Origin of the sequence: Natronincola peptidivorans, from assembly GCF_900111615.1 — a bacterium.
In the GTDB taxonomy this organism is placed as follows: Bacteria; Bacillota; Clostridia; order Peptostreptococcales; family Natronincolaceae; genus Natronincola_A; species Natronincola_A peptidivorans.
Genome location: NZ_FOHU01000011.1, coordinates 103,515 through 129,238, shown reverse-complemented (window position 1 = coordinate 129,238; position 25,724 = coordinate 103,515). Strand labels below are relative to the sequence as shown.

22 protein-coding genes and 1 riboswitch are annotated in these 25,724 nt (G+C 35.6%); of the genes, 21 read left to right on the top strand and 1 reads right to left on the bottom strand.

Going from position 1 to position 25,724, the window contains the following annotated elements:
* The first annotated feature begins 420 nt into the window (after nt 1-420).
* The 14 genes from uvrC to BMX10_RS12265 all read left to right on the top strand — a co-directional run bounded on the left by uvrC (nt 421) and on the right by BMX10_RS12265 (nt 16,297).
* Nucleotides 421-2,313 (top strand): excinuclease ABC subunit UvrC, encoded by a 1,893-nt coding sequence (gene uvrC, locus BMX10_RS12330; RefSeq protein ID WP_090444614.1) that lies wholly within the window; start codon nt 421-423, stop codon nt 2,311-2,313.
* 23 nt (nt 2,314-2,336) lie between these two features.
* The gene (hprK, locus tag BMX10_RS12325) at nt 2,337-3,257 is read left to right on the top strand and encodes an HPr(Ser) kinase/phosphatase (RefSeq protein ID WP_090444611.1); all 921 of its coding nucleotides are present in this window, start codon (nt 2,337-2,339) and stop codon (nt 3,255-3,257) included.
* An 879-nt stretch (nt 3,258-4,136) separates the two neighbouring features.
* A complete protein-coding gene (locus BMX10_RS12320) occupies nt 4,137-4,610 on the top strand; it encodes an NADH-quinone oxidoreductase subunit NuoE family protein (protein ID WP_090444608.1) in 474 nt (157 codons plus the stop codon).
* Between the two features lie 15 nt (nt 4,611-4,625).
* Complete coding sequence (locus tag BMX10_RS12315; protein ID WP_090444605.1) at nt 4,626-4,994, top strand: (2Fe-2S) ferredoxin domain-containing protein; 369 nt, start codon at nt 4,626-4,628, stop codon at nt 4,992-4,994.
* Between the two features lie 43 nt (nt 4,995-5,037).
* Nucleotides 5,038-6,834, top strand: coding sequence for an NADH-quinone oxidoreductase subunit NuoF (gene nuoF / locus BMX10_RS12310; protein ID WP_090444602.1), 1,797 nt, complete (start codon nt 5,038-5,040; stop codon nt 6,832-6,834).
* Nucleotides 6,835-7,036: 202 nt separating this feature from the next.
* A complete protein-coding gene (fdhD, locus tag BMX10_RS12305) occupies nt 7,037-7,825 on the top strand; it encodes a formate dehydrogenase accessory sulfurtransferase FdhD (protein WP_090444599.1) in 789 nt (262 codons plus the stop codon).
* A gap of 33 nt (nt 7,826-7,858) precedes the next feature.
* Nucleotides 7,859-7,978, top strand: a riboswitch (molybdenum cofactor riboswitch).
* Entirely contained in the window at nt 7,939-9,048 is a 1,110-nt protein-coding gene (moaA, locus tag BMX10_RS12300; RefSeq protein WP_330387904.1) for a GTP 3',8-cyclase MoaA, read from the top strand. Its footprint overlaps the riboswitch before it by 40 nt.
* Before the next feature lie 6 nt (nt 9,049-9,054).
* Nucleotides 9,055-9,459 carry a hypothetical protein gene (locus BMX10_RS12295; protein ID WP_090444595.1) on the top strand — a complete coding sequence of 135 codons (405 nt, stop codon included), beginning with the start codon at nt 9,055-9,057 and terminating at the stop codon, nt 9,457-9,459.
* 103 nt (nt 9,460-9,562) lie between these two features.
* Nucleotides 9,563-10,915, top strand: coding sequence for an ABC transporter substrate-binding protein (locus BMX10_RS12290; RefSeq protein WP_090444592.1), 1,353 nt, complete (start codon nt 9,563-9,565; stop codon nt 10,913-10,915).
* Nucleotides 10,916-11,018: 103 nt separating this feature from the next.
* Nucleotides 11,019-11,933: a UDP-N-acetylmuramate dehydrogenase gene (gene murB / locus BMX10_RS12285; protein WP_090444589.1), complete on the top strand. Its 915-nt coding sequence runs from the start codon at nt 11,019-11,021 to the stop codon at nt 11,931-11,933.
* A gap of 34 nt (nt 11,934-11,967) precedes the next feature.
* Entirely contained in the window at nt 11,968-12,840 is an 873-nt protein-coding gene (gene rapZ, locus BMX10_RS12280) for an RNase adapter RapZ (protein ID WP_090444586.1), read from the top strand.
* Nucleotides 12,841-14,130, top strand: coding sequence for a gluconeogenesis factor YvcK family protein (locus BMX10_RS12275; protein ID WP_090444583.1), 1,290 nt, complete (start codon nt 12,841-12,843; stop codon nt 14,128-14,130). It abuts the gene before it with no gap.
* 160 nt (nt 14,131-14,290) lie between these two features.
* Nucleotides 14,291-15,673 (top strand): tryptophanase, encoded by a 1,383-nt coding sequence (locus tag BMX10_RS12270; protein ID WP_090444580.1) that lies wholly within the window; start codon nt 14,291-14,293, stop codon nt 15,671-15,673.
* 198 nt (nt 15,674-15,871) lie between these two features.
* Nucleotides 15,872-16,297 (top strand): NUDIX hydrolase, encoded by a 426-nt coding sequence (locus BMX10_RS12265; RefSeq protein ID WP_090444577.1) that lies wholly within the window; start codon nt 15,872-15,874, stop codon nt 16,295-16,297.
* 29 nt (nt 16,298-16,326) lie between these two features.
* Here BMX10_RS12265 and BMX10_RS12260 read toward each other — a convergent pair whose 3' ends face one another.
* Nucleotides 16,327-16,491 carry a DUF1540 domain-containing protein gene (locus BMX10_RS12260; RefSeq protein WP_090444575.1) on the bottom strand — a complete coding sequence of 55 codons (165 nt, stop codon included), beginning with the start codon at nt 16,489-16,491 and terminating at the stop codon, nt 16,327-16,329.
* A 113-nt stretch (nt 16,492-16,604) separates the two neighbouring features.
* Here BMX10_RS12260 and whiA point away from each other — a divergent pair, with 113 nt between their 5' ends.
* The 7 genes from whiA (at nt 16,605) to BMX10_RS12225 (ending at nt 25,664) form a co-directional block, all read left to right on the top strand.
* Nucleotides 16,605-17,570 carry a DNA-binding protein WhiA gene (gene whiA, locus BMX10_RS12255; RefSeq protein ID WP_090444573.1) on the top strand — a complete coding sequence of 322 codons (966 nt, stop codon included), beginning with the start codon at nt 16,605-16,607 and terminating at the stop codon, nt 17,568-17,570.
* 133 nt (nt 17,571-17,703) lie between these two features.
* Nucleotides 17,704-18,771, top strand: coding sequence for an HD-GYP domain-containing protein (locus BMX10_RS12250; RefSeq protein ID WP_170834811.1), 1,068 nt, complete (start codon nt 17,704-17,706; stop codon nt 18,769-18,771).
* A 219-nt stretch (nt 18,772-18,990) separates the two neighbouring features.
* Nucleotides 18,991-21,018, top strand: coding sequence for a urocanate hydratase (locus tag BMX10_RS12245; RefSeq protein WP_090444567.1), 2,028 nt, complete (start codon nt 18,991-18,993; stop codon nt 21,016-21,018).
* Nucleotides 21,019-21,158: 140 nt separating this feature from the next.
* Nucleotides 21,159-22,064, top strand: a complete 906-nt coding sequence (ftcD, locus tag BMX10_RS12240) for a glutamate formimidoyltransferase (RefSeq protein ID WP_090444564.1) — start codon at nt 21,159-21,161, stop codon at nt 22,062-22,064.
* 5 nt (nt 22,065-22,069) lie between these two features.
* Nucleotides 22,070-23,332: an imidazolonepropionase gene (hutI, locus tag BMX10_RS12235; RefSeq protein ID WP_090444562.1), complete on the top strand. Its 1,263-nt coding sequence runs from the start codon at nt 22,070-22,072 to the stop codon at nt 23,330-23,332.
* A 16-nt stretch (nt 23,333-23,348) separates the two neighbouring features.
* Complete coding sequence (locus BMX10_RS12230) at nt 23,349-25,025, top strand: formate--tetrahydrofolate ligase (RefSeq protein ID WP_090444560.1); 1,677 nt, start codon at nt 23,349-23,351, stop codon at nt 25,023-25,025.
* 21 nt (nt 25,026-25,046) lie between these two features.
* Nucleotides 25,047-25,664: a cyclodeaminase/cyclohydrolase family protein gene (locus tag BMX10_RS12225; protein ID WP_090444557.1), complete on the top strand. Its 618-nt coding sequence runs from the start codon at nt 25,047-25,049 to the stop codon at nt 25,662-25,664.
* The last annotated feature ends 60 nt before the right edge of the window (nt 25,665-25,724 follow it).

Here is a 25,724-nt window from a genome sequence, read left to right as displayed (position 1 = left end):
GTCCTCACAAGCTTCATGAGTGGAAGCGTCCTTTAAACGAAGTCGATATGCTGACAAATGCCGATAATATGCCGGGCAAATGGCAGCTACTGATCTACTTAGGGCAACAAACCATCCTCTCACAACAAAACCAACCTTCCCCTTAAATGTGCCTTTGCACTTTTGCTAAACTTCATCGTTTCACCATCAATGCTGTGGGTTCCAGAGCATTATTTGTGGTATCATCAATCTATTTTTTTGATGTTTTCTTCTTTTAAGAAGGTACTCCCCCCACAAATCATGTTGTAAAATTTTGTTTCTTAGTTTTCATAACCTACTTTACACTATCTAATTATTTGTTTGGAGTATTGTCATTGTGTATATTTTTATACATTTGATATAATAGAATATGATACTAAGTATAAAGGTAGGAGGTATACTATGTTTGACATAAAGGAGCAGCTTAAAATATTGCCGGAAAAGCCAGGGGTATACCTAATGAAAAATAAGGATAATGAAATTATCTATGTAGGCAAGGCTATATCCCTCAAAAATAGAGTAAGACAATACTTTCAATCATTAAGAAATCAAGCTCCAAAGGTAAGAGCAATGGTGGCTAACATTACATCCTTTGAATATATTGTAACAGACTCAGAGTTAGAAGCTCTAATGCTAGAATGCAACCTTATCAAAGAGAATAAGCCGAAATATAATATTTTACTAAGAGATGATAAAACTTATCCTTATATAAAAATAAATATGAAGGAAACATATCCAAGGGTTATGAAAACTAGACGATTTATCAAGGATGGCTCAAAATATTTTGGGCCCTATTCCAATGTAGCTGCCCTAAATGAAACACTGCAAATTATCCATCAGCTATTTCCTATAAGAACCTGTAAAAGAAATATTCCGGCTTCCATTGCAAGAAAGGAAAGGCCTTGTCTTAATTATCATATAAAAAAATGCTTAGGTCCTTGTAAGGGAAATATAGATGAAGAGCAGTATATGCAAATGATTCATGATATTTCTTTATTTTTGAATGGGAAAGAACAGCAGCTTATTAAAAATATCCAAGAAAAAATGCAGAAGGCTGCATCTAAAATGGATTATGAAAAAGCTGCCTCCTATAGAGATCAGCTGGCGGCACTATCCAGTATTATAGAAAAGCAAAAAATTGTATCCAACAATGATATGGACCAAGATGTAATTGCCTCAGCCATCGGTCCTAAGGAAAGCTTTGTACAGGTTTTCTTTATTAGGCAAGGAAAGATCGTTCAACGGCAGCACTACACTCTATCAGTAAATGAAGGAGAAGGCGTAGAGGCGGTGCTATCCTCCTTTGTAAAACAGTTCTATAATAATATCACATTTATTCCTAAGGAAATATTACTAGAAAAAGAACTTGAGGATGCAGCTCTGATAGAGGATTGGTTGACCAAAAAAAGAGGAAATAAAGTGACAGTAAAGGTCCCCCAAAAAGGAGAAAAAAAGAAGCTAATTGATATGGTAAAAAGAAATGCTGTCTTGATGATGGAGCAAACAGGAGAAATCAAAAGGAGAAAGCAGGAAGAAAAAGAAAGGCTTATGAAAGACTTGCAGCAGTTAATGGCTTTAGAGACAGCACCTTATCGCATTGAGGCTTTTGATATATCTAACATCCAAGGGGTAGAATCAGTAGGTTCTATGGTAGTATTTGAAGATGGCAAACCTAAAAATAGAGACTATAGAAGATTTAAGATTAAAAATGTAAAGGGTGCAAACGATTATGCTAGTATAGAAGAGATTATTTATAGAAGATTTAAAAGAGGATTGGAGGAAACAAATAAGATCATTGAGGGGAGGACCACCTTAGAAGAAGGAAGATTCTCAGTATTTCCTGACCTAATTATGGTGGATGGAGGATTAGGTCAGGTTCATAGTGCAGAAAAGTCCTTAAAGGCATTAGGTCTGAATATTCCTATTTGTGGGATGATTAAAGATAATAAGCATAAAACAAAGGGTTTGATTTATGAAGGAAAAGAGTTAAGCTTTAATAAGGCATCGAGTTTATTTTTGTTTGTAGCAAAAGTGCAGGAGGAAGCGCATCGATTTGCCATTACTTATCATAGAAGTCTCAGAAAAGAAACAACCTTACTTTCTATCCTGCAGGAAATACCAGGAGTTGGAGAAAAGAAAAGAAAAGCATTAATGAAGCATTTTAAAAGTATTGACAGGATAAAGGAAGCCAGCATTGAAGAGCTATTAGAAGTAGAACAAATTAATAAAACTGTGGCAGAAAATATACATGCATTTTTCGAAGAAAAATCAAAGGCAAAATCACAGGAAGAATAACAATAGCTTGGGGAGGAAAATCAATGAAATATATTACTGTGGAGAAATTAATAAAAGATCTTCAATTAGAAGAACTCAATCATTTACAAGTGGAGAGCAAAAAAATAACGACTACAGAATTAAATAGACCAGGAATTCAATTAGGTGGATTCTTTGATCATTTTGCCCATGAAAGGATTCAGCTCATTGGTAAAGTGGAGCATACTTTTATTAATACCCTTGATAAAAGAACCAGAGAAGAAAGATTTGATCAACTTCTTTCTTACGAGATTCCTTGCATCATTATTAGTAGAGATTTAGACCCACCAAAGGAATTGTTGGTGGCGGCAGAAAAGCATCAGAGAAAGATAGTAAGAAGCAGTTTAAATACAACAAAACTCATTAGCGATTTGCTTAATTATCTAGAGGATAGTTTAGCCCCAAGTGTTACCTTGCATGGGGTGTTAATGGACATACATGGGATAGGAACTTTAATCACTGGGAAAAGCGGTATTGGGAAGAGTGAAACAGCCATAGAGCTTATAAAAAGAGGACATCTGCTGGTGGCGGATGATGCAGTGGAGGTAAAAAGAATAGGGCACGAGTATTTATTGGGCTGTGCACCAGAAATAACAAGACATATGCTAGAGGTTCGAGGGATTGGAATTATAGACGCTAAAAGCTTATTTGGAGTAGGCGCTATTAAAAATAAGTCTAATATTCATATGGTAATAGAACTAGAAGAGTGGGATTCAGACAAAACCTATGACCGATTAGGCTTAGACGAAAACTATCGAGAAATATTAGGAATAAAAATTGAAGAAATAGTGATTCCAGTTAAGCCTGCTAGAAATATAGCTGTTATCATTGAGATTGCAGCAAGAAATCATCGTCTAAAATATATGGGCTACAATGCAGCAAAGGTTTTTAGTGAAAAGCTATTAAAAAATCTCAAGAGTGAATAATTATTAAAAAAATAACAAAAAAGTGATGAATTCAAATAAGTATATAGGATAATAAATAATGAAAAGAATCTTTATAACCAACATTTACCAATGAAAACAGAGGAAACTGATGATTTTAAGCAGAGAAACCAATAGAATTTTGATGAAATTTCCTCTAAAAATAGTTAATAATTTAACAATAACACATCTTTAATAATTATCTTGAAGTGCTTACATCTAATAGAGAGAATAAAAATAATAGGGGAAGAAAGAACTGCAAAGGCGTGCTAAATACAATATATTATTTCGTTGCCTAGGGTATATGCTTTAATCATAATAATTCAATTATAGAAGGATTTTTAATATCGAAAAAAGTGGCAGAAGCAAAAAACTAAAAAATTAGAAATAACAAAATTTTAGCATCAAATCTTAAAGCTTCAAATTTCAATGGATGAGGCCTTGATTATAATAATTGACAAAATGCTAATTAAAAATAATTAGGAACAACTATTGATTTTAAATAATATTTATTATATATTAATAGTGGTTGAAAAATAAATAATAAGCTTAAAAAACATATGGATGTTTGACTATAAACAGCAAAAAATAATACTTAATAATAACCCTATTTATTCTTTTAATAAAAAGAATACTTCTTCTATAACAAAATAACAATGCCAGTGCAGTTGAAGCAATAGGGAAATAAATAGTAGGAAAAATGGTTAAATTTTTAACAAACTCGATTCTTAGTTAATTTAAGTTATTAATTAATAACATCAATTAATAAATCAGGCATTTGAATATTCATTTAAAATGAATATTTACAAAGTATAAAACAATTTACTACATGTATTAACTATTTATTATCAATTAATTATTCATAAAAAAAGGAGGGACATTATGGCTAAAAATGTTTTGACTGAAGAAAATTTTCAAAAGCTGCAAAAAGTAATTGACGAAAACAAAGGAAAAAGAGGAGCTCTAATGCCAGTACTTCACGAAGGGCAGAAGATCTTTGGCTGTCTTCCAATTGAGGTGCAAAAAAAGATTTCTGAAGAACTAAAGATATCTTTAAGTGAGATTTATGGTGTTGTAACCTTCTATTCTCAGTTTTCAATTGAACCAAAGGGTGAATATGTAATAGGGGTTTGCTTAGGAACAGCTTGTTATGTAAAAAATGCCCAACCTATTCTTGACAAAATCAGTGAAATTATTGACACGAAACCAGGAGAAAATTCTGCTGATGGTAAATTCACCTTAGTAGCTACTCGATGTATAGGTGCCTGTGGTTTAGCACCAGTAATAACAGTAAATGAAGATGTATATGGAAGATTAAAGGTAGATGATATACCAGGTATTATGGAGAAATATTAAAAAGGGGGTTTATTTATGAAATCCATTGCTGAATTACAGAAAATTCGTAAAGAAGCTTTAGAAAAGGTTAATCTTAGAAGTGATAGAAAAGGAACTAGAATTGTAGTAGGTATGGCAACCTGTGGGATTTCTGCTGGCGCTAGACCAGTAATGATGGCCTTAATTGAAGAAGTTAAAAAAAGAAATGTTGAGCATGTAGTAGTAACTCAAACGGGATGTATAGGTGCTTGTAGACTAGAGCCAATGATAGAGGTTTATAAAGAAGGCGAAGAAAAGGTAACCTATGTTGATTTGACTGCAGAAAAGGCTAGGAAAATTATAGTAGATCATATCGTAAATGGTAAAGTAGTGGATGAATACACTATTGGGGCCTATGAAAAATAGAAAACTGCATGAAAGTATAACAATAAAGTAAGGGGGTAAAAAAATGGACTTATTTAGATCGCATGTGCTGGTATGTGCAGGGACAGGTTGTGTATCTTCAGATTCAGCAAAAATCTTAGATAGATTTGAAGAATTATTAGAAAAACATGAGCTTGAAAAAGAAGTTAAAGTAATAAAAACAGGGTGTTTTGGGCTTTGTGAGGCTGGTCCTATCGTAATTGTATACCCTGAGGGTGCTTTCTATAGTCATATTAGTGTAGATGATGTAGATAAAATTACAGAAGAGCATTTATTAAAAGGAAGAATTGTAAAAGACTTATTATATAAAGAATCAGTAGAGGAAGACAAAATTAGATCTATCGACGAGGTAGGATTCTACAAAAAGCAACAAAGGGTTGCACTAAGAAATTGCGGGCTTATTAACCCAGAAGTAATAGAAGAGTATATTGCTTTTGACGGTTATCAAGCCTTAGCCAGTGTACTAACAGAAATGACACCACAAGAGGTTATTGATATAGTAAAGAAATCAGGTCTTAGAGGCCGTGGAGGCGGGGGATTCCCAACGGGTTTAAAATGGGAATTTACAGCTAAAGCAGAAGGAGATCAAAAGTACGTAGCATGTAATGCCGATGAAGGAGATCCAGGAGCTTTCATGGATCGTTCTGTTCTAGAGGGAGACCCTCACGTTATTATAGAATCTATGGCAATAGCAGGCTATGCAGTAGGTGCAGATAAAGGCTATGTATATATAAGAGCAGAGTATCCAATAGCAGTAAAACGACTACAGATTGCTATTGATCAAGCAAAAGAAGAAGGCTTATTAGGAAAAGATATTTTTGGAACGGGCTTTAATTTTGATTTAGAAATACGACTTGGTGCAGGAGCCTTCGTATGTGGAGAAGAAACAGCTTTAATTAACTCTATTGAAGGAAAAAGAGGTATGCCAAGACCAAGACCACCGTTCCCAGCACAAAAGGGTATTTGGGATAAACCCACCCTATTAAACAATGTTGAAACCTACGCAAATATTCCTCAAATTATTTTAAAAGGAGCAGAGTGGTTTGCAGGAATAGGAACAGAAAAATCTAAGGGAACAAAAGTATTTGCTTTAGGTGGAAAGATTAACAATACAGGATTATTAGAAATCCCAATGGGAACCACCCTAAGAGAGGTAATCTATGAAATAGGAGGCGGGATCCCAGAAGGAAAAGCCTTTAAGGCAGTGCAAACAGGGGGACCTTCCGGTGGCTGTATTCCAGCTGAACATATAGATACACCTATTGACTATGACAATCTAATAAAATTAGGATCTATGATGGGATCCGGTGGAATGATTGTTATGGATGAAGATAACTGTATGGTAGATATCGCTAGATTCTTCTTGGACTTTACAGTTGAAGAATCCTGTGGAAAATGTACCCCATGTCGTGAAGGTACAAAGCGAATGCTAGATATACTAGAAGCAATCACTGAAGGGAAAGGCACCCTTAAAGATTTGGAGAGTCTAGAAACATTGGCTAAGACAATCAAGGCGGCTTCTCTTTGCGGATTAGGACAAACAGCGCCAAATCCAGTGTTATCAACATTAAAATATTTCAGACATGAATACGAAGCCCATGTAAATGACAAAAAATGTCCAGCGGGAGTATGTCAAGCATTACTTGAATACAAGGTTATTCCAGAGCTTTGTAAAAAATGTGGTATTTGTGCTAAAAAATGTCCAGTTGATTGTATTAGCGGCGAAAAAGGCAAGGAAGTATATGTAATCGATACGGATACATGTATCAAATGCGGGGCCTGTTTACCAGCCTGTCCATTTAAAGCTATCATTAAAGGCTAAAATAAAACCAAAATCCAGCACACGGCGTATTTGTTAATACGCTGTGGTAGCTGGATTTTTAGATTGTTTTTTAACAAACAATTAAAGAAAAAAAGGAAGTGTGCTATAATAGAAATAAATACTGGCTTTAGCATCATCATATTGGGTGATAATTGACTTCGAACATAGAAATTACATAGGAGTATGAAAAAGGGGGAGGAAAATGGCCTATTCAAAGGAAGTGGTTATTCATAAGATTAATCATAATAATTGTGAATCAATAGAAGATTTAGTTACTGTAGAATATCCATTCACTATATTTCTAAACAATGAAGAGTTTATTACATTATTATGTTCACCGAAGGGCTTAGATTATTTAGCAGTTGGGTTTCTAGTATCAGAGGGGATTATTAAGAGTAAGAATCAAATAGAAAAAATACACATAGATGAAGAAAAAGGTCACGGATATATTGAGTTAAAGAATAAATCTCCTTTAGCAGAAAAACTATTTGGAAAAAGAACAGTTACTACTGGATGCGGCAAAGGGACGGTTTTTTATAATGTACTGGATTCCTTAGGTGCTCAATCTATAGAAAATAACGTACAAATAAAGGCAGAAGAGATTTTGAGTCTCTCCAGCCAACTCAACGAAATGTCTTACTTATTTAAAGAGACTGGAGGGGTCCATGCTTGTGGGTTGTGTAGTAATGAGGAAATATTGTTGTTTCATGAAGATGTAGGAAGACATAATGCCCTAGATAAGATTATAGGGGAAGCCTTTTTGAAGGACATGGGTTTGGAGGATAAAATATTAATAACAACTGGTAGAATTTCATCAGAAATGATTATAAAAACCAGCAAGAGAAAAATCCCAGTAATTGTATCAAGGTCAGCACCAACTGATTTGTCGGTAGAGATTGCAAAAACTTTAAATATGGTGCTTATTGGATTTGCAAGAGGGAGAAGACTGAATATTTATAATGGTGAAAAAAATATTTTAATTTCTACCTAAAAGTGCTATAATGAGAGGTAAGTAAAAACATATAATATAATAATATTCCGAGCTACCATCTCTAAGGGTATTAACCTAAGGGAAGTAGCCTATGGGTATAAAGAGAAATCCTTATGCCTCCCGTAATTGGAAAGGAAAAAGATACTGATGCTATAAAAGCTAGTCCTTTCAAAGGACTAGCTTTTTTGTATAATGAAGTTAAAAGTGAATTTAATGATAAAAATAAACAGAGGAAGTTTATTGATATAAGGAGTGATAGGATGAGAGATCAATATAATCGAAGAGTCAATTATATGCGAATATCCATTACAGACCTATGCAATCTAAGATGTCTTTATTGTATGCCAGAGGAAGGAATTTGTAAAAAAGATCATAAAGATATGCTGACCTTTGAAGAAATTACAAAAGCTGTAAAAATCGCTGCAACTCTTGGTATAGATAAGATCAGAATCACTGGAGGAGAACCTTTGGTGAAAAAGGGTATTGTTGAATTTATAAAAGGTTTGTCGGACATTAAAGGAATAAAAGACATTGCTATGACCACCAACGGTGTTTTATTAAAAAAGCATGCTAAAGATTTAAAAGAAGCTGGATTGAAGCGTGTCAACATCAGTATAGATTCTTTGAAGCAAGACAATTATGCAAGGATTACTAGAGGCGGAGATGTACATCAGGTTCTGGAGGGTATAGAAGAAGTAATAAAGCTGGGGATGACTCCAGTAAAACTGAATGCTGTTGTAATTGGCGGCTATAACCAAGATGAAGTACAGGATCTTGCTAATCTCACCAAGAATGAAAATATTGAGGTTAGGTTTATTGAATTAATGCCAGTAGGGGAAGCAGGCAATTGGGCAAAGGAAAGATTTATTTCTAACGAAGCAATTAAAGAAAAAATAGGGAACCTCATACCTTTGGTTCATCAAGCTTCCAGTCCAGCAAAATACTATAAGCTGCCAGATGGAAAAGGTAAAATTGGATTCATCAATCCAATCAGTAGTCATTTCTGTGGAGAATGTAACAGGATACGCATGACCAGTGACGGAAAATTGAAGCCATGCCTCCATAGTCATGAAGAAATAGACATATTAAATGTCATAAGAAATACTCCTGATGATTTAAAGGATGTCATGGCAAACGCTATCATGGCAAAACCTCAGCAGCATTACTTATATACAGATGGTTACCAGTTGGGAAAAAGAAGCATGGCAGAAATCGGAGGTTAACAAAGCTTGGCAAAAATAAAGAGTATTTATAAAAAGGATGAAGAAGGAATATGGAGAGAATATAAAAAGTCATTTCTAGAAATATCTAATTCTTTAAGTCATCAAAGAGATATTAGCATAATCACCTCCATAGGGTATGATAAATTGCAGTATGATGAAGTACAAGGTTTTTGTCATTTAAAGTTTAAAGCTAATCTTATTATTGAAGGTTTAGATTATAAAGCAATTGAACCTTTTTCTATGATGTATTTAGGGGACAGCAGTATTGAAATAACAATGTTAGGAAAAGAATGTCACCATGATTGTCCTGCCCTAGCTAACGAAAAAAGCTGTGGCCTAAGCAAGCACATATTTTGGGGAAGGGTGAGAAGAGCAGGTGGTATTACAATAGGAGATGTTGTAACTTTATAACATGAAGGATTAAAGAGTACACCAGTACTCTTTTTTTTATGTGATTTTGTCCTAATGAATAAAGGATAATCAGCAAGAATAGAAATTAATAGGAGGGATTCCTATGAGAAAAAGCAAAAAAAAGTTATTGGGGATAGTCATTTACTTGACACTGTTCATGTTTATTATTGGAGGACCATTTTATCTATACTATCTGCAACCGAAAATTGCAGATCATAATAAAGCCCAAATAGAACCGTCCTGGACGGGAGTAATAAGCTTTTGGGATTTTCCAAGATTAGATAGGGACAGCGGTACAAATTTTCGGTGGATATATGAAAAAATACAAGACTTTGAAAAAGAAAATCCCGGAGTTTATATTAATTTCCAGACATTAGATTGGGAAAAAGGTACTGTGAAGCTGGATACTGCAATAAAAATGGGAAACCCACCAGATATTATACCAATTGGCAGCGACTATAGCATCTTGGGGCAGGAAATCCTAGAACCGCTAGACACCTATTTAACTGAAGAAGAAGTAGAAAAGTTTAGAGAAAATGTTATAGAAGCAGTAACCTATAATGGACAGATATGGGCAATGCCTTGGATGATGACCACTTATACCATGGTACTAAACCTAGATCTTTTCCATGAAAGAGGGGTAGAACCACCTGTTGATGGCAATTGGAGCTATGATGAATTTGTTGAAAAAATGCAGCGACTTACCTATGATAGTAAGGGTAGGGGGAAGGCAGATTATTTTGGATTTAATAGTTTCGTACAATCGGGTTATTATAATATATGGGGGTTTTTATTAAGCGATGGTGCAGAAATCATTAATAAAAATCAGCAATATGTATTTACTGATGATTCAGCACAGAGTGGTGTAGAGAAAATCATTGATCTTAAATACAAATATGGAGTAACACCAACAAATTTTGGAGAAAATACTTCCAATGCAGCATGGACCTCCTTTTATCAAGATCAAAATATTGCCGTATATCCAGTGGGAACCTGGGCTTTAAATGTATTAGACAGTTTAATAAAGGAAGGAGTAGGCTTTGAATACACCATTGCTAACTATCCAACAGGAGAATTAGGTGTCCCGATATCTATTAGTAGTGGAATAGGAGCTTATGGCGTAAAGAAACAAGTGGATGACAAAAAGCTACAGGTATGTGTTAATTTTCTAAAATACTTAACAGATGACAAATATCAAATGGAATTAGATCGGTTAGGAGTATTTCCTGTTAAAAAAACTGTAGGAAATATTTACGAAGGAAATGCCTTAATGACGATGCTATATAACAACTTAGATAATACCAAAATGATTCCTCCCCATCCCTACTGGAAGGAAATTGATAATATTCTGCAAAATGAAATAAGATTAGGGTTGTTGGGGAAAAAAACAGCTGAAGAGATACTAAGGGAAGTAAATCAGAAGGTAGAATTATTATTAAACACCATTGGAAAATGAAGTTTTTATCAATAATTGACCTGTTAGAAAAAAAAGGATATACTTTAGAAGAAGTAAACATTTAAAAGGATATAGCTATATTAACAGCTTAGGAGTGAAGATCGTGGATAAAAATAAAATATACCAGCAATTTCTAACCTTTACCAAGAAGGATAATATCTTGTTAGAGGAGCCTATGAAAAATCACACCTCCTTTAAAATTGGAGGTCCTGCAGATATATTACTAATGCCTAAAAGTATTGAAGAGATTCAAATGGCTATCCAGACATGCAAAAAGGAAAAAACACCCTATTTTGTGATGGGCAATGGCTCTAATCTTTTAGTCAGAGACAAGGGGATGCGCTGTGTTGTTATTAAAATCGCTGATAATCTCAATCATGTAACCTTTGAGGACAATAAAGCAATAGCTGATGCAGGTATTCTATTATCTACTTTAGCTAAAAAAATTTTAAAGAAAAGCTTACAGGGCTTTGAGTTTGCTAGTGGAATTCCGGGTACATTAGGTGGCGCCATCACCATGAATGCTGGGGCATACGGAGGAGAAATGAAGGATGTTGTAAAAAGCTGCAGGGTTCTAAACGAGGCTGGAGAAATACTTGATTTATCTCTACAAGAACTAGAGTTAGGCTATAGAACCAGTATTGTGCAAACCCACAACTATATCGTTTTAGAAGTAACCATGGAATTAATGGAAGGAAGCTATGAAGAAATAAAGAGGATTACAGACGATTTAACAGAAAAAAGAACAACAAAACAACCACTTCATTTACCAAGTGCAGGCAGTACCTTTAAGAGACCACCGGGATACTTTGCAGGAAAACTGATACAGGATGCTGGATTAAAGGGTGCAAAGGTAGGCGGGGCTCAAGTGTCAGAACTACATTCGGGATTCATTGTAAATGTTGGAAATGCAACGTCAAAAGATGTGTTAAGTTTGATTGCTCTCATACAAAAAACTGTAATGGAGAAGTTCGGAGTGGAGCTGCATCCAGAAGTAAGGATTGTGGGAGAAGAATAAGGATTGGTAGTTTACAAAAGAGGAGTTTGATGGGATGAAATTTGTTATTATTACGGGAATGTCGGGTGCTGGAAAAAGTCAAGCTGTGAAATGCATGGAGGATTTAGGTTTTTATTGTGTAGACAATTTACCCCCTATACTTATCTCTAAATTTGTTGAGTTATGTCGACAATCCCAAGGAGATATAGATAAAGTAGCCTTAGTCATTGATATACGTGGAGGTATGTTTTTTGACGACCTGTTTGCTAGCTTAGATAGTCTAAAGTCTACAGGACACCAATGTGAAATAATGTTTCTAGATGCCAGTGATGAATCGCTAATAAAACGATTTAAGGAAACCAGGAGAAAACATCCTTTATCAACAGATGGCGGCATTGGAGACGGGATTAATAAAGAAAGACAAAGATTAAAAGAGCTAAAGGAAATGGCGACCAATATCATCGATACCACAAGATTAACCCCAGGACAACTAAAAGAAGAATTGAGAAACATCTATTTAGAAGGTAATGAAACAGATAACCTCATTATTTATGTTACTTCCTTCGGGTTTAAACATGGTATTCCTTTGGATTCAGATTTAGTTTTTGATGTTCGTTTTTTACCGAATCCTTACTACATTGAAGAATTAAGAGATTTTACTGGGAAAGACAAAAAGATTAGGGAGTTTGTTATGAATTCTCCTATCAGTATAGAGTTCTCTAACAAGCTTTATGAGTTAACAAGCTTTTTAATTCCTCATTATATCAAGGAAGGAAAGAATCAATTGGTGATTTCTATTGGATGCACAGGAGGAAAACATCGTTCTGTTACAATAGCGCATGTATTATATTACAGATTGAAAGAAGAAGGCTATCGAACAATACTCACTCATAGAGACGAATCATTGGGGGAAAGGAAAAAAGATTAAATGAAACTTAAGTATTGGTTAAAACCAGGATTACAAATCAAAAGATGGATAATATTCGGATTTGTTGGGGTGCTTTTATTCGCCTTTTCGCTCTCTTATTTCTATATGGCAATGGATATGGAAGTTAGCACTGGCCTACAATTCTTTATAGGACTATTAGGTATTTTTTGCATATATCTTGCTTTATATTATGGGATGCAGTCTTTATTTAAGGATATACACAGCATGGGAGGGAACTTAGATAAACAGGGACTGAATAAAAAAATCTATGATAAAAAAATTCTTGCCCGTGGTCCCAAAATTGTTGTTATAGGAGGAGGCACGGGTCTATCTATATTGTTAAGGGGATTGAAACAGTTTACCAACAATATTACTGCAGTAGTGACAGTAGCAGATGATGGAGGCGGCTCTGGGAAGATCAGAGAAGACTTAGGGATGCTGCCACCTGGAGATATAAGGAACTGTATCATTGCTTTAGCAGAGATGGAACCAACCATGGAAAATCTATTGCAATATCGTTTTGAAGAAGGAACTTTAAAGGGACAGAGCTTTGGAAACCTATTAATTGCTTCTATGAATGGCATTAGTGGCAGCTTTGAAGAAGCTATCAAAAAAATTAGTGAAGTATTAGCCGTTACAGGAAAGGTATACCCAGTTACTTTAGAGGATGTTACTTTATATGCAACACTGGAAAATGGAACAGTAGTCAAGGGTGAATCTAACATTCCTATAAAAGCATTAGAGCAGGAAAGTCCAATAGATAGAGTATTTATTAAGCCAAAGGATGCAGAGGGTTTAAAGGAGGCTATAGAGGCTATAGAGAGCGCTGATGCCATTGTATTAGGACCTGGAAGTCTTTTCACTAGTATACTTCCTAATCTTCTAGTAAAAAACATTACAGAAGCTTTAAGGAAAACCTCTAATAAAAAAATCTATATTTCCAATATGATGACACAGCCGGGTGAAACCGATGGATATGCTATTAGACATCATCTTGAGGCAATATGGAAGCATTGTCCTAAAATAGAAGTTGATTATGTTATAGCTAATAATGGAGAGGTAGCAGAGGACGCTTCTTACAAATATAAACAAGAGGGTGCCAGTTTAGTAAAAATAACGGCAGAAGATAGGGAGAGCCTAAAAAACAATAGAGTAAAGCTAGTAGAAGAAAATTTAGTAGAAATAAAAAAGGATTATGTGCGACATGATGCCGTAAAACTATCTAAGATTATTGTTGAGATGGCATGTGAGGGCAAAAAACAGGGGTTTCTAAAATATTATAAAAAATAGGATTGTAAAAATACGTTTTATTGTAAAATTTTGTGAAAAATCTTATAAATATAGCAGGAATATAAGATACTAATATAGAATACTGACTGAGCAGAAAAAAATTTTAACTAATCAAATTTTTTAACAATAAAATCATAGTAGAAGGAGGACCTTGTTTATTATGGCCATTAGAAAAGCAGAACCGTACAAAATTAAGATGGTGGAACCTATCAAGCTAATCCCTAGAAAAGAAAGAGACAAGAAGATTAAAGAGGTAGGCTATAACCAATTTGCTCTAAAAGCTGAGGACATATATATCGACCTATTAACTGACAGTGGTACTGGGGCAATGAGTGATTACCAATGGGCTGGTATTATGATGGGAGATGAATCCTATGCCGGCAGTAGAAATTATTATAATTTAGAAAAAAGTGTTCAAGATATCATTGGATACAAGTATTTTGTTCCTACCCATCAGGGAAGAGGCGCAGAAAATGTACTATTTCCAATTATGATTAAGGAAAAGGGGCAATATGTTTTAAGTAATATGCATTTTGATACTACTAAGGCTCATGTTGAATTAAAGGGAGGCAGGGCAGTTAACTTAGTAATTGAGGAAGCTTTTGATACAGAGACGGAGCATCCTTTTAAAGGAAACTTTGATTTAGGAAAGCTTGAAGGGTTTATTAAAGAAAAAGGTGTAGAAAACTGTGCTTTTATTATTGTAACCATAACCTGCAATAGTGTAGGTGGTCAGCCAGTATCTATGGAAAATATTAAGGGAGTAAAAAAGATAGCTGATCAGTATGGATTAAAGGTTATTTTTGATGCTGCAAGATTTGCTGAAAATGCTTATTTTATTAAGAAAAGAGAAGTAGGCTATGAAAATAAACAAATCGTAGATATCATAAGAGAAATGTTCAGCTATGGTGATGGCTTAACCATGAGTGCAAAAAAAGATGGAATTGTCAATATGGGTGGTATGATTGCAATCAAAGAGGATGAAGAACTTTATACAATAAGCCGTTCTATGGTAGTTCCTATAGAAGGATTCCCTACCTATGGTGGTTTAACAGGGAGAGATATGGAGGCATTAGCCAGAGGCCTAAGAGAGGTAGTAGAAGAAGACTATCTAGAAAGTAGAATTGGTCAGATTGAATACCTAGGCCAAAGGCTGATAGACGCAGGTATTCCTATACAAAGACCAGTGGGAGGACATGCTGTATTTGTAGATTGTAAAAAATTCTGTCCACAAATTCCTTATAATCAATTCCCTGCTCAGGCAGTTTGTGTAGAATTATATAAAGAAGCAGGAGTAAGGGCAGTAGAAATTGGATCCTTCCTATTAGGTAGAGATCCTGAAACTGGAGAACAACTAGAATCCCCTATGGAATTGCTAAGACTTACCATACCAAGAAGAGTGTATACCTATAATCATATGGATGTAGTAGCCGACGCGCTAATCGAAATTTGGAAAAAAAGAGAGACATTAAAAGGTTTTGAATTTACTTACGAGCCTGAGGTCCTTAGACATTTTACAGCTAAACTAAAGCCAATTGAATAGGTGCTAATTAATTTCATTATAGTATCAACAATCTTAATCCTCTTCCTGCTGAAGAGGATTTCCTTTTTGTGAGTGATTGAAATAAATAGTTGAATATGGTAACTTATTATTATAATAAATCATATAAATCTATTAATACTAGACATAATAAAGTATAGCAGAAAGTGAAAAGACAGAATGTTTAAAGGAGTGGAAGGTGTGAGAGAAGAGATTAGTGCTGGCGGTGTAGTAGTTTTTGGGAATGCTATTCTACTACTAAAAAAATATAATGGAGATTGGGTGCTTCCAAAAGGAAAGGTAGAATTACATGAAACTATTAGAGAAACCGCTATCAGAGAAGTACATGAAGAGGCGGGAGTAAAGGTGGATGTTTTAAAATACCTTGGAGAAATACATTACACCTTCAAAAACAGCTGGGAAGATAATCATGTGATCAATAAAACTGTTCATTGGTTTTTAATGCAATCAAGGACGATTCATTGTATACCCTTAAAAGACGAGGGGTTTATAGATGCTAATTTTATTCATATTGATAGAGCAGTAGATTTAGCAAAATACCATGATGAAAAAGAGATTATTGAAAAAGCTATTCAACAGATTAATAAGACCTCACAAGATAAGTGAGGTCTTATAATAAATGAATTTACTAGAGACTATTGAGGTTGAAAAGTGGTACAAAGTGCTTCATCTGAACTTTTGGCTTGGTCACTATGACCTTTAGCATTAACCTCCAACTTGGGTGCAAAGCAATAATCTGTTTCATTAAATTTACAGTTGTGAACATGACACATTACTTCCATTTTAGGATGATTTCTCATACAATACACCTCCATGATTAATATAAAGTGCCTCACTAATATTTTGCACATTTTTTGATAATTTATGATGAAGTTATATTTTGGAAACAATAAAACAAAAAGGTTGTGGTATTATGTCATTTTCAGCAGACACTAAATCAGAATTGTCGAGAATTATCCCAGAATCCGATTGCTGTAAGCTTACAGAATTAGCAGCCTTAATAAGAATGAGCGGAACCTTACAGCTAACTGGTTTACGAAGGTTTAATCTGAGGATTAATACAGAAAATCCGTCTACTGCAAGAAAAATATTTCGATATATTAAGGATTTATTTCAAATACACACTGAAGTAATGGTGAGAAGAAACCTACGTTTAAAAAAGAACAACCACTATATGATGATGATTACCCATGCAATGGGAAGCGCAATTATTTTAAAAAAAGTTGGTATCTTTAAAAAGGTTGGTAGCTCCTTTGATATTACTTATAAAATTCCAAAGAATCTGGTGATGACTCAATGCTGTAAAAGAGCCTATCTAAGAGGAGCTTTTTTAGGTGGTGCTTCCATCAGTGCTCCTGAAAAAACCTATCACTTAGAATTTGTGACCAATAGTCAAGAGCATAGTGAAGATTTAAGAGAATTAATCAATGAGTTCAACTTAACTGCAAAGACTGTTGAACGTAAAGGCAGTCATGTAGTATACATAAAAGAAGGAGACCAGGTGGTAGATTTACTAAATATCATAGGTGCCCATAAAGCTCTGTTAGATTTAGAAAACATTAGAATATACAAACAAATGAGAAATGATATTAATAGAATAGTAAATTGTGAAACCGCAAATCTAAGTAAAACTGTAAACGCCTCTATGAGACAAATGGAAGCCATAGAATATATTAGAGATACTATAGGTTTAAGCCAACTCCCGCCAACCTTAAGAGAGATTGCAGAAGTAAGATTGCATTATCAAGATGCAAGCTTAAAGGAGCTGGGACAACTATTAAATCCAAATATAGGAAAATCAGGTGTAAATCATCGTTTGAGAAAAATAGAGGAAATAGCAAAAAAATTACAGCATAAGAAAAATGAAAGAGATCACTAGTAAATTTGCACTATGTTTAAAAATCCTACAAAAATATATTATTTTAGTAGGATTTTGGATTTTTTTGGCGAATAGTAATATTTGTGGCAAAAAAACAGGAAATGATATCCATGGCATAGAGGGAGAGAGATTGATGATTAAAATCAATATTTCCGTAGTAATACCTGGAATGATACTAGCTAAACCTATATTTGATAAACAGGGGAAGTTATTAATAGATAAAGGTATGGAATTAAAACAATTATATATAGATAAATTGAAGAAGCATCAGATAAAATATATCTATATTTCTTGGGACAAAAATGTTATGCCTGAAGTAAATGAAGTGATTACCAAAGAAACAAGGCAACAGGCTTTAAACATCATAAAAGAGACAATAAATAATATTCATATTTCAAAGGAAATTGATATCGTAGCTCTGGAAGCTGTAATCACAGAAATTATTACAGATTTGATGTCAGAAGAAGGGATCTTAATCAATTTATCTGATATGAGGACCATAGATGAGTATACCTTTGAACATAGTGTAAATGTGTGTATTTTATCTTTAATGATGGGGATTGCACTTAAATACAGTAAAGATGATTTGAAAGCCATAGGAGTAGGAGCATTACTACATGATATTGGAAAGATCTACATTAGCGATGCTATACTAAATAAACCCCAGCTGTTGACAGAAGCAGAGTATGAAGAAATAAAAAGGCATGCTCTGTTGGGATATGAAATGACGGAAACAATAAAAGGACTCAAAGAAGAAATTCGTTGGATTATACGGGATCATCATGAAAGGTACGATGGTACTGGATATCCCAATAGACTATGGGGGAACAATATACATATTTTCCCAAGAATAGTTGCTATTTGTGATGTATATGATGCCCTAACCTCCAACAGAGTCTATAGAAATGGTATTCCCATACATCAGGCTATCGAATATCTAATTGCTATGGGAAATCATCAGTTTGATTATAATCTAGTGAAGGTTTTTTTGAAAAATATATGTATATATCCTGTAGGTACACTGGTAAAACTACAAACAGGTGAAAGTGGTGTGGTGATTCATACGGATGAAAACTGGCCCACTAGACCCATAATAGAGATAATAGCCGATGATACTGGAAAACCAATGGGTATTTCAAAAAAAATTGATTTAACAAAAAATATAAGCAATGGAATTGCTTGCAGATCAGAGGTAATATAAAAGGATCTTTCAATTACAAATAACAGTGCCCAGCATCGGGCATCTACTAACTAAGCTGTATAGCCTGTTGAATGTCAGGCTTTTTTTAATGTACAAAAATAGAAATATCATATGCACATAAAATATTTTTTGGCAAATTAGACGTTATAGTGACGGTAGATAGATATAATATAAATTAAAGAGAATAATAAATTAAGAAATAAATAGGAGGGTGTTTGCATGATTAATAATATGAGCATTTCTAATGCAATGACAATTAAATTAGATAACACTTTGCCAGCATATCCTGAGTTTGTCAAAGGGATTAGGAGAGCACCGGATAGAGGATTCAAATTAACAGTAGACCAAACAGAGATTGCTTTAAAAAATGCATTACGTTATATTCCAGAAGAGTTGCATGAAACTGTAGTACCAGAATTCTTAGAAGAACTACTGACAAGAGGTAGGATTTATGGTTATCGCTTTAGGCCAGAAGGAAACATTAAAGGTAAGTCCATTGATTCCTACAAGGGCAACTGTATTGAAGGCAAAGCCTTTCAAGTCATGATGGATAATAACCTTGATTTTGATATTGCCCTTTATCCATATGAGCTGGTAACCTACGGAGAGACGGGAAAGGTATGCCAAAATTGGATGCAATACAGATTAATCAAAAAATATCTTGAGGTAATGACAAATGAACAAACATTAGTGATAGAATCTGGTCATCCCTTAGGACTTTTTAAATCCAAACCAGATGCCCCAAGAGTTATCATCACAAATGCATTGATGGTTGGAATGTTTGACAATCCAAAGGATCTGGATATCGCCGAACAAATGGGGGTAGCCAATTATGGACAAATGACGGCTGGTGGATGGATGTATATTGGACCACAGGGAATCGTTCATGGAACCTTTAATACCCTTTTAAATGCAGGTAGAAAAAAATTAGGTTTAGCTGAGGATGAAGATTTAAGAGGTATACTATTTGTAACCTCTGGTCTTGGCGGTATGAGCGGTGCTCAACCAAAGGCTGTTGAAATCGCCAATGGTGTAGGAATCATAGCAGAAGTAGACTATTCTAGAATTAAAACAAGACATGATCAAGGATGGGTAAGTATTATTTCCAATGATTTAAAGGAAGTATTTACTATTGCTGAAGAATACATCGGGAAAAGAGAGCCTATTTCTATAGCATACCATGGCAATATTGTGGACCTACTACAATATGCAGTAGATAACAACATAAAAATTCCTTTGCTCTCTGATCAAACTTCCTGCCATGCTGTTTATGAAGGAGGCTACTGTCCTCAAGGCCTCAGCTTTGAAGAAAGAACAGATATACTTAAGAGGAACAGAGAGGAATTTATACAATTAGTAGATGAAACCTTGAAAACACACTTTAAGCTTATTAAAACATTAGTTGAAAGAGGTACCTATTTCTTTGACTATGGCAATGCCTTTATGAAGGCCGTATATGATGCAGGGGTAAAGGAAATATCTAAAAATGGGATTGATGAGAAGGACGGTTTTATCTTCCCATCCTATGTAGAGGATATCATGGGACCAGAGCTCTTTGATTATGGTTATGGACCCTTTAGATGGGTATGCTTAAGTGGTAAGCATGAAGATTTAATCAAAACGGATAAAGCAGCTATGGAGCAAATCGATCCTAATAGAAGAGGCCAGGACAGAGACAATTATGTTTGGATTAGAGATGCTGAAAAGAATAAGATGGTGGTAGGGACTCAAGCAAGAATTCTATACCAAGATGCTATGGGAAGAACAAAAATTGCTCTGAAATTCAATGAAATGGTGAGAAAAGGTGAAGTTGGCCCCATCATGCTGGGAAGAGATCATCATGATGTTAGTGGTACTGACTCACCCTTTAGAGAAACCTCCAACATAAAGGATGGCAGTAATGTGATGGCAGATATGGCTACCCAATGCTTTGCTGGAAATGCCGCTAGAGGAATGAGCTTAGTTGCATTACACAATGGTGGCGGTGTAGGAATAGGGAAATCTATCAATGGTGGATTTGGAATGGTGTTAGATGGCAGCGATAGGGTAGATAGTATATTAAAGTCAGCTATGCCTTGGGATGTTATGGGAGGCGTAGCTAGAAGAGCTTGGGCTAGAAATGAAAACTCTATTACAACGGGGATAGAGTATAACCAAGAAAATGCCAGCACAGATCATATCACCCTACCCTTCATACCTAAAGAAGAACTGATTAAAGAATTAATTCAAAAAGCCTTTAAAAGCTAGCAGCCACGCAAGCCACGGGGACGTTTCATTTGTCAGATACTCTGTTCTTTTCATTATCAAGCTTATACTATGAAGAGCAGCATCTGATTCAATCTTATACAATAAAAGATAGCTAAAATAGAAAGGTGGAATCATGAACTATGGGGGATAAGAAAAAAATTGTCCAGTGCGTACCAAATTTCAGTGAAGGTAGAGACTTACAAAAAATCGAAGAAATTGTGAATGCTTTTCGAGGCAAAGAGGCAGTAAAACTCCTGGACTATAGTAGAGATGAAGATCATAATCGAGCAGTGGTGACAGTAGTAGGGGAACCAGAAGCACTTAAAGCAGCAGTTATAGAAGCAATAGGAAGAGCAATTAAAGTGATAGATATGACAGAGCATGAAGGTCAGCACCCAAGAATGGGAGCAGTAGATGTAGTACCCTTCATACCGATTCGAAATGTAACCATGGAGGAGACTGTAAAATTAGCGCAAGCAGTGGCTAAGGAGGTTTCAGCAGAATTTAATTTACCTATTTTCCTATATGAAAAAGCAGCCACAAGTCCTGAAAGAGAGAACCTGGCGAAGGTAAGAAAAGGACAGTTTGAAGGCATGTCTGAAAAACTAAAGCAACCAGAATGGCAACCGGATTTTGGTCCAAGGGAAATGCATCCAACTGCTGGTGTTACAGCTGTAGGTGCTAGAATGCCATTGGTAGCCTATAATGTAAATCTTGATACAGATAAATTAGAAATCGCAGATAAAATAGCCAAAAATGTAAGGCATATAAGTGGAGGATTAAGGTATTGTAAAGGTATGGGAGTAGAACTAAAGGAGAGAGGTATTGTACAGGTTTCTATGAACATGACGGATTATACAAAAACAGCCCTATATAGAGTGTTTGAATTAATAAAGATTGAGGCCAAAAGATATGGTGTCAACATCGTAGGTAGTGAAATTGTTGGTTCTGTTCCAATGGAGGCCCTTGTTGACACTGCTGCCTACTATCTTGGTTTAGAGGATTTTACAATGGAACAGGTATTAGAAGCTAGATTAATGGAGTGATGATGATGAAAAAGGGAAGCATATTAATAAAAAATGCTGCTGAAGTAGTGACCTGTAGTGGGTTTCATGCAAAACAGGGTAAAGAAATGGCTGAGTTACATATTGTTCCCAATGGGGCAGTTGTTATTGAAGAAGGGATCATTAAAGCTGTCGGTCCAACAGAAGAGGTGTTAAAACAGTACAAGGAAGATCAGTATGAAGTAATAGATGCTACAGATAAAGCTGTGCTGCCAGGCTTTGTTGACTCCCATACCCATCTAGTTTTTGGCGGCTACAGAGCAGAGGAATTCTCCTGGCGGCTTCGAGGAGATAACTACATGTCCATTATGGAAAGGGGGGGAGGCATTCTTAGTAGTGTTAGAGCTACAAAGGAAGCCACAAAAAAAGAGCTGCTTAGCAGTGCCATGAAACGTCTAGATTCTATGTTATCCTTTGGGGTAACGACAGTGGAAGGAAAAAGTGGTTATGGTCTTGATCATGACACAGAGATAAAACAGCTGGAAGTCATGCAGGAGGCAAATAAACTACATCCCTTAGATGTTGTCAGCACCTTTATGGGGGCTCATGCCGTTCCAAAGGAGTATAAGGGGAGGGAAGATATACTTATTGATTTCTTTCTTAAAGAAGTAATGCCAGAGGTAATAGAGAGAAAACTTGCTGTATTTTGTGATGTTTTCTGTGAAAGAAACGTTTTTTCTATAGAAGAATCCAGGAGATTACTAAGTAAAGCTAAGGAAATGGGCTTCAAAATCAAGCTTCACGCCGATGAAATTGTTCCATTAGGTGGTGCAGAACTGGCTGCTGAGCTTAAAGCAGTTTCTGCCGACCATTTATTACAGGCATCGGATACTGGTATAAAAGCCATGGCAGAGGCTGGTGTGATAGCTACGTTATTGCCGGGAACAGCCTTCAGCTTAAAAGAAGACTATGCTAGAGCTAGATATATGATTGACAACAACTGTGCTGTTGCTTTGGCAACAGACTTCAATCCTGGAAGCTGTTTTACAGAGTCTATTCCATTGATTTTTGCATTAGCTACCCTATATATGGGAATTACTACAGAGGAAGCTGTTACAGCACTGACCATCAATGGAGCTGCAGCCATTGACCAGGCTGATTCTATAGGTAGTATAGATATAGGTAAAAAAGGAGATGTTATTATTTTAGAATTTCCTTCCTATAAATATATTCCTTATCATATCGGTGTAAATACAGTGGAAAAAGTTGTGAAAAATGGTATATTAGTGTACAATAAAGTAAAAAAATAGCGAGGAGGGCTTAGTATTGAGTTTTAAAAGCGACATAGAAATTGCCCAGGAGGCAAAGCTACAGGATATCAGAGAAATTGCAGCAAAACTAGGTTTGACAGAAGAGGATATTGATCTTTATGGGAAGTATAAGGCAAAGGTAGATTATAATTTACTGAAAAAGTCTAAGGATGGAAAAAAACCAAAGCTTATCTTAGTATCAGCCATTAATCCTACTCCTGCAGGTGAAGGGAAAACTACCACAACCATAGGGGTGTCAGATGCTCTGTCTAGACTAGGTAACAACACGATTGTAGCCTTAAGAGAACCTTCTTTAGGGCCAGTGTTTGGTGTGAAGGGTGGCGCTGCTGGTGGAGGCTATGCTCAGGTAGTACCAATGGAGGATATTAACCTGCATTTTACAGGAGATTTTCATGCAATAGGAGCAGCAAATAATTTATTGGCTGCTATGCTGGACAATCACATTAGCAAAGGAAACCAATTAGGAATCGATAATAGAAAAATCACATGGCGTCGTGTTGTAGATATGAATGATCGACAGTTAAGGAATGTGGTAAATGGCTTGGGAGGCAAAGGAAATGGAGTGCCTAGAGAGGATGGCTTTGACATAACTGTTGCTTCAGAAGTAATGGCAGCTTTTTGTCTAGCAAGTGATATTATGGACTTAAAAGAGAGATTAGGTAATATCATTGTAGCTTATACCAGAGACGAAAGTCCTATTACTGCAAAAGAATTAAATGCTCATGGAGCAATGGCGGCATTGTTAAAGGATGCATTGAAGCCCAATCTAGTGCAAACCTTAGAAGGAACACCGGCTTTTGTACATGGTGGGCCATTTGCCAACATAGCCCATGGTTGCAACTCAGTAATAGCAACAAAAATGGCAATGAATTTTGCTGATTATGTAGTAACAGAGGCAGGCTTTGGAGCTGATTTAGGTGCAGAGAAATTCCTAGATATCAAATGCAGGATGGCAGATTTAAAGCCAGATGCAGTTATTATCGTTGCAACAGTAAGGGCATTAAAGCATAATGGTGGGGTAGCTAAGGATCAACTAAACCAAGAGAACTTAGAGGCATTAGAAAAGGGGTTGCCAAACCTATTGAAGCATGTAGAAAATATTACCAAGGTATTTAAACTACCAGCAGTAGTAGCTATTAATAGATTCCCATTTGATACAGAAGCAGAGCTTCAACTGGTAAGCAAAAAATGCCAGGAGCTTGGAGTAAATGTAGCTATATCAGAAGTGTGGGCAAAAGGTGGAGAAGGCGGAGAAGCATTAGCAAAAGAGGTTTTAAGACTAACGGAAGAAGAAAGTGATTTAGAATATGTATACTCGCTAGATATACCAATAAGTGAGAAGATAAAAGCTATTGCAACAAAGATTTATGGGGCCAATGGTGTAGATTTTACCCCAGCAACATTAAAAGAGATAGATAAACTAGAAAAATTGGGCTTTGGTAATCTGCCTATATGCATGGCAAAAACTCAGTATTCATTAAGCGATGATCCAAAGTTATTGGGTCGGCCAGAAGGATTCAATATTACTGTAAGACAGGTAAAGGTATCAGCAGGAGCAGGATTTATTGTTGCTCTTACAGGAGACGTAATGACAATGCCGGGATTACCTAAAGTGCCTGCCGCAGAAAGAATCGATGTAGACGAGAAAGGGATCATAAGCGGCTTATTTTAACCATGAAAGGGAGAAATAGAAATGCTATCGGATATGACGGTCAAGGAGTTTTTAAAAAAAACAGCCTCCAGTAATCCAGTACCGGGTGGAGGCAGTATCGCGGCCTTAAGTGCAGCTACTGCAGCAGCACTTAGCGAAATGGTTGCCAATCTTACTATAGGAAAGAAGAAGTATATAGAGGTTGAAGGAGAAATGCAGGAAGTGGCAAAATTCTTTGATTCTATAAGAGAAGAGCTGCTTAAGGATATTGATAGAGATGCTGACGCTTATAATCAAGTAATAGAGGCATTTAAGCTACCCAAGGAAACAGAAGAAGAGATACAAGTAAGAAAAGAAAAAATCCAAGCAGTAACAAAGATCGCAGCTACTGTTCCTTTAGAGGTGGCAAAAAAAGCCTTTAGCTTGATGGAAAACATTGAAAAAGTCGTGCTCAAAGGAAACCAAAATGCAGTTACTGATGGAGCGGTGGCTGCTATGATGGCAAGGACAGCAGTATTGTCAGCCTTGTATAATGTCAAAATCAATTTGGGTTCTATCAAGGATGTGGCTTTTGTAGAAAAGCTGTCGGAGGAAGTGGCTGAATTGGAATCAAAAATAGACAGCATAGAAAAACAGATTCTTTCTAAGGTTGTACTATAGATTTTATTTAAAACTAAACATACTTTCATAGAAGACATAGTGGTAATTCAATCACTATGT

What these genes read in the sequence shown, in the direction of transcription:
- uvrC (WP_090444614.1), top strand. Translation starts at nt 421, where the DNA reads ATGTTTGACATAAAGGAGCAGCTTAAAATATTGCCGGAAAAGCCAGGG.
- hprK (WP_090444611.1), top strand. Translation starts at nt 2,337, where the DNA reads ATGAAATATATTACTGTGGAGAAATTAATAAAAGATCTTCAATTAGAA.
- BMX10_RS12320 (WP_090444608.1), top strand. Translation starts at nt 4,137, where the DNA reads ATGGCTAAAAATGTTTTGACTGAAGAAAATTTTCAAAAGCTGCAAAAA.
- BMX10_RS12315 (WP_090444605.1), top strand. Translation starts at nt 4,626, where the DNA reads ATGAAATCCATTGCTGAATTACAGAAAATTCGTAAAGAAGCTTTAGAA.
- nuoF (WP_090444602.1), top strand. Translation starts at nt 5,038, where the DNA reads ATGGACTTATTTAGATCGCATGTGCTGGTATGTGCAGGGACAGGTTGT.
- fdhD (WP_090444599.1), top strand. Translation starts at nt 7,037, where the DNA reads ATGGCCTATTCAAAGGAAGTGGTTATTCATAAGATTAATCATAATAAT.
- moaA (WP_330387904.1), top strand. Translation starts at nt 7,939, where the DNA reads ATGCCTCCCGTAATTGGAAAGGAAAAAGATACTGATGCTATAAAAGCT.
- BMX10_RS12290 (WP_090444592.1), top strand. Translation starts at nt 9,563, where the DNA reads ATGAGAAAAAGCAAAAAAAAGTTATTGGGGATAGTCATTTACTTGACA.
- rapZ (WP_090444586.1), top strand. Translation starts at nt 11,968, where the DNA reads ATGAAATTTGTTATTATTACGGGAATGTCGGGTGCTGGAAAAAGTCAA.
- BMX10_RS12275 (WP_090444583.1), top strand. Translation starts at nt 12,841, where the DNA reads ATGAAACTTAAGTATTGGTTAAAACCAGGATTACAAATCAAAAGATGG.
- BMX10_RS12270 (WP_090444580.1), top strand. Translation starts at nt 14,291, where the DNA reads ATGGCCATTAGAAAAGCAGAACCGTACAAAATTAAGATGGTGGAACCT.
- BMX10_RS12260 (WP_090444575.1), bottom strand. Translation starts at nt 16,491, where the DNA reads ATGAGAAATCATCCTAAAATGGAAGTAATGTGTCATGTTCACAACTGT.
- whiA (WP_090444573.1), top strand. Translation starts at nt 16,605, where the DNA reads ATGTCATTTTCAGCAGACACTAAATCAGAATTGTCGAGAATTATCCCA.
- BMX10_RS12250 (WP_170834811.1), top strand. Translation starts at nt 17,704, where the DNA reads ATGATTAAAATCAATATTTCCGTAGTAATACCTGGAATGATACTAGCT.
- BMX10_RS12245 (WP_090444567.1), top strand. Translation starts at nt 18,991, where the DNA reads ATGATTAATAATATGAGCATTTCTAATGCAATGACAATTAAATTAGAT.
- ftcD (WP_090444564.1), top strand. Translation starts at nt 21,159, where the DNA reads ATGGGGGATAAGAAAAAAATTGTCCAGTGCGTACCAAATTTCAGTGAA.
- hutI (WP_090444562.1), top strand. Translation starts at nt 22,070, where the DNA reads ATGAAAAAGGGAAGCATATTAATAAAAAATGCTGCTGAAGTAGTGACC.
- BMX10_RS12225 (WP_090444557.1), top strand. Translation starts at nt 25,047, where the DNA reads ATGCTATCGGATATGACGGTCAAGGAGTTTTTAAAAAAAACAGCCTCC.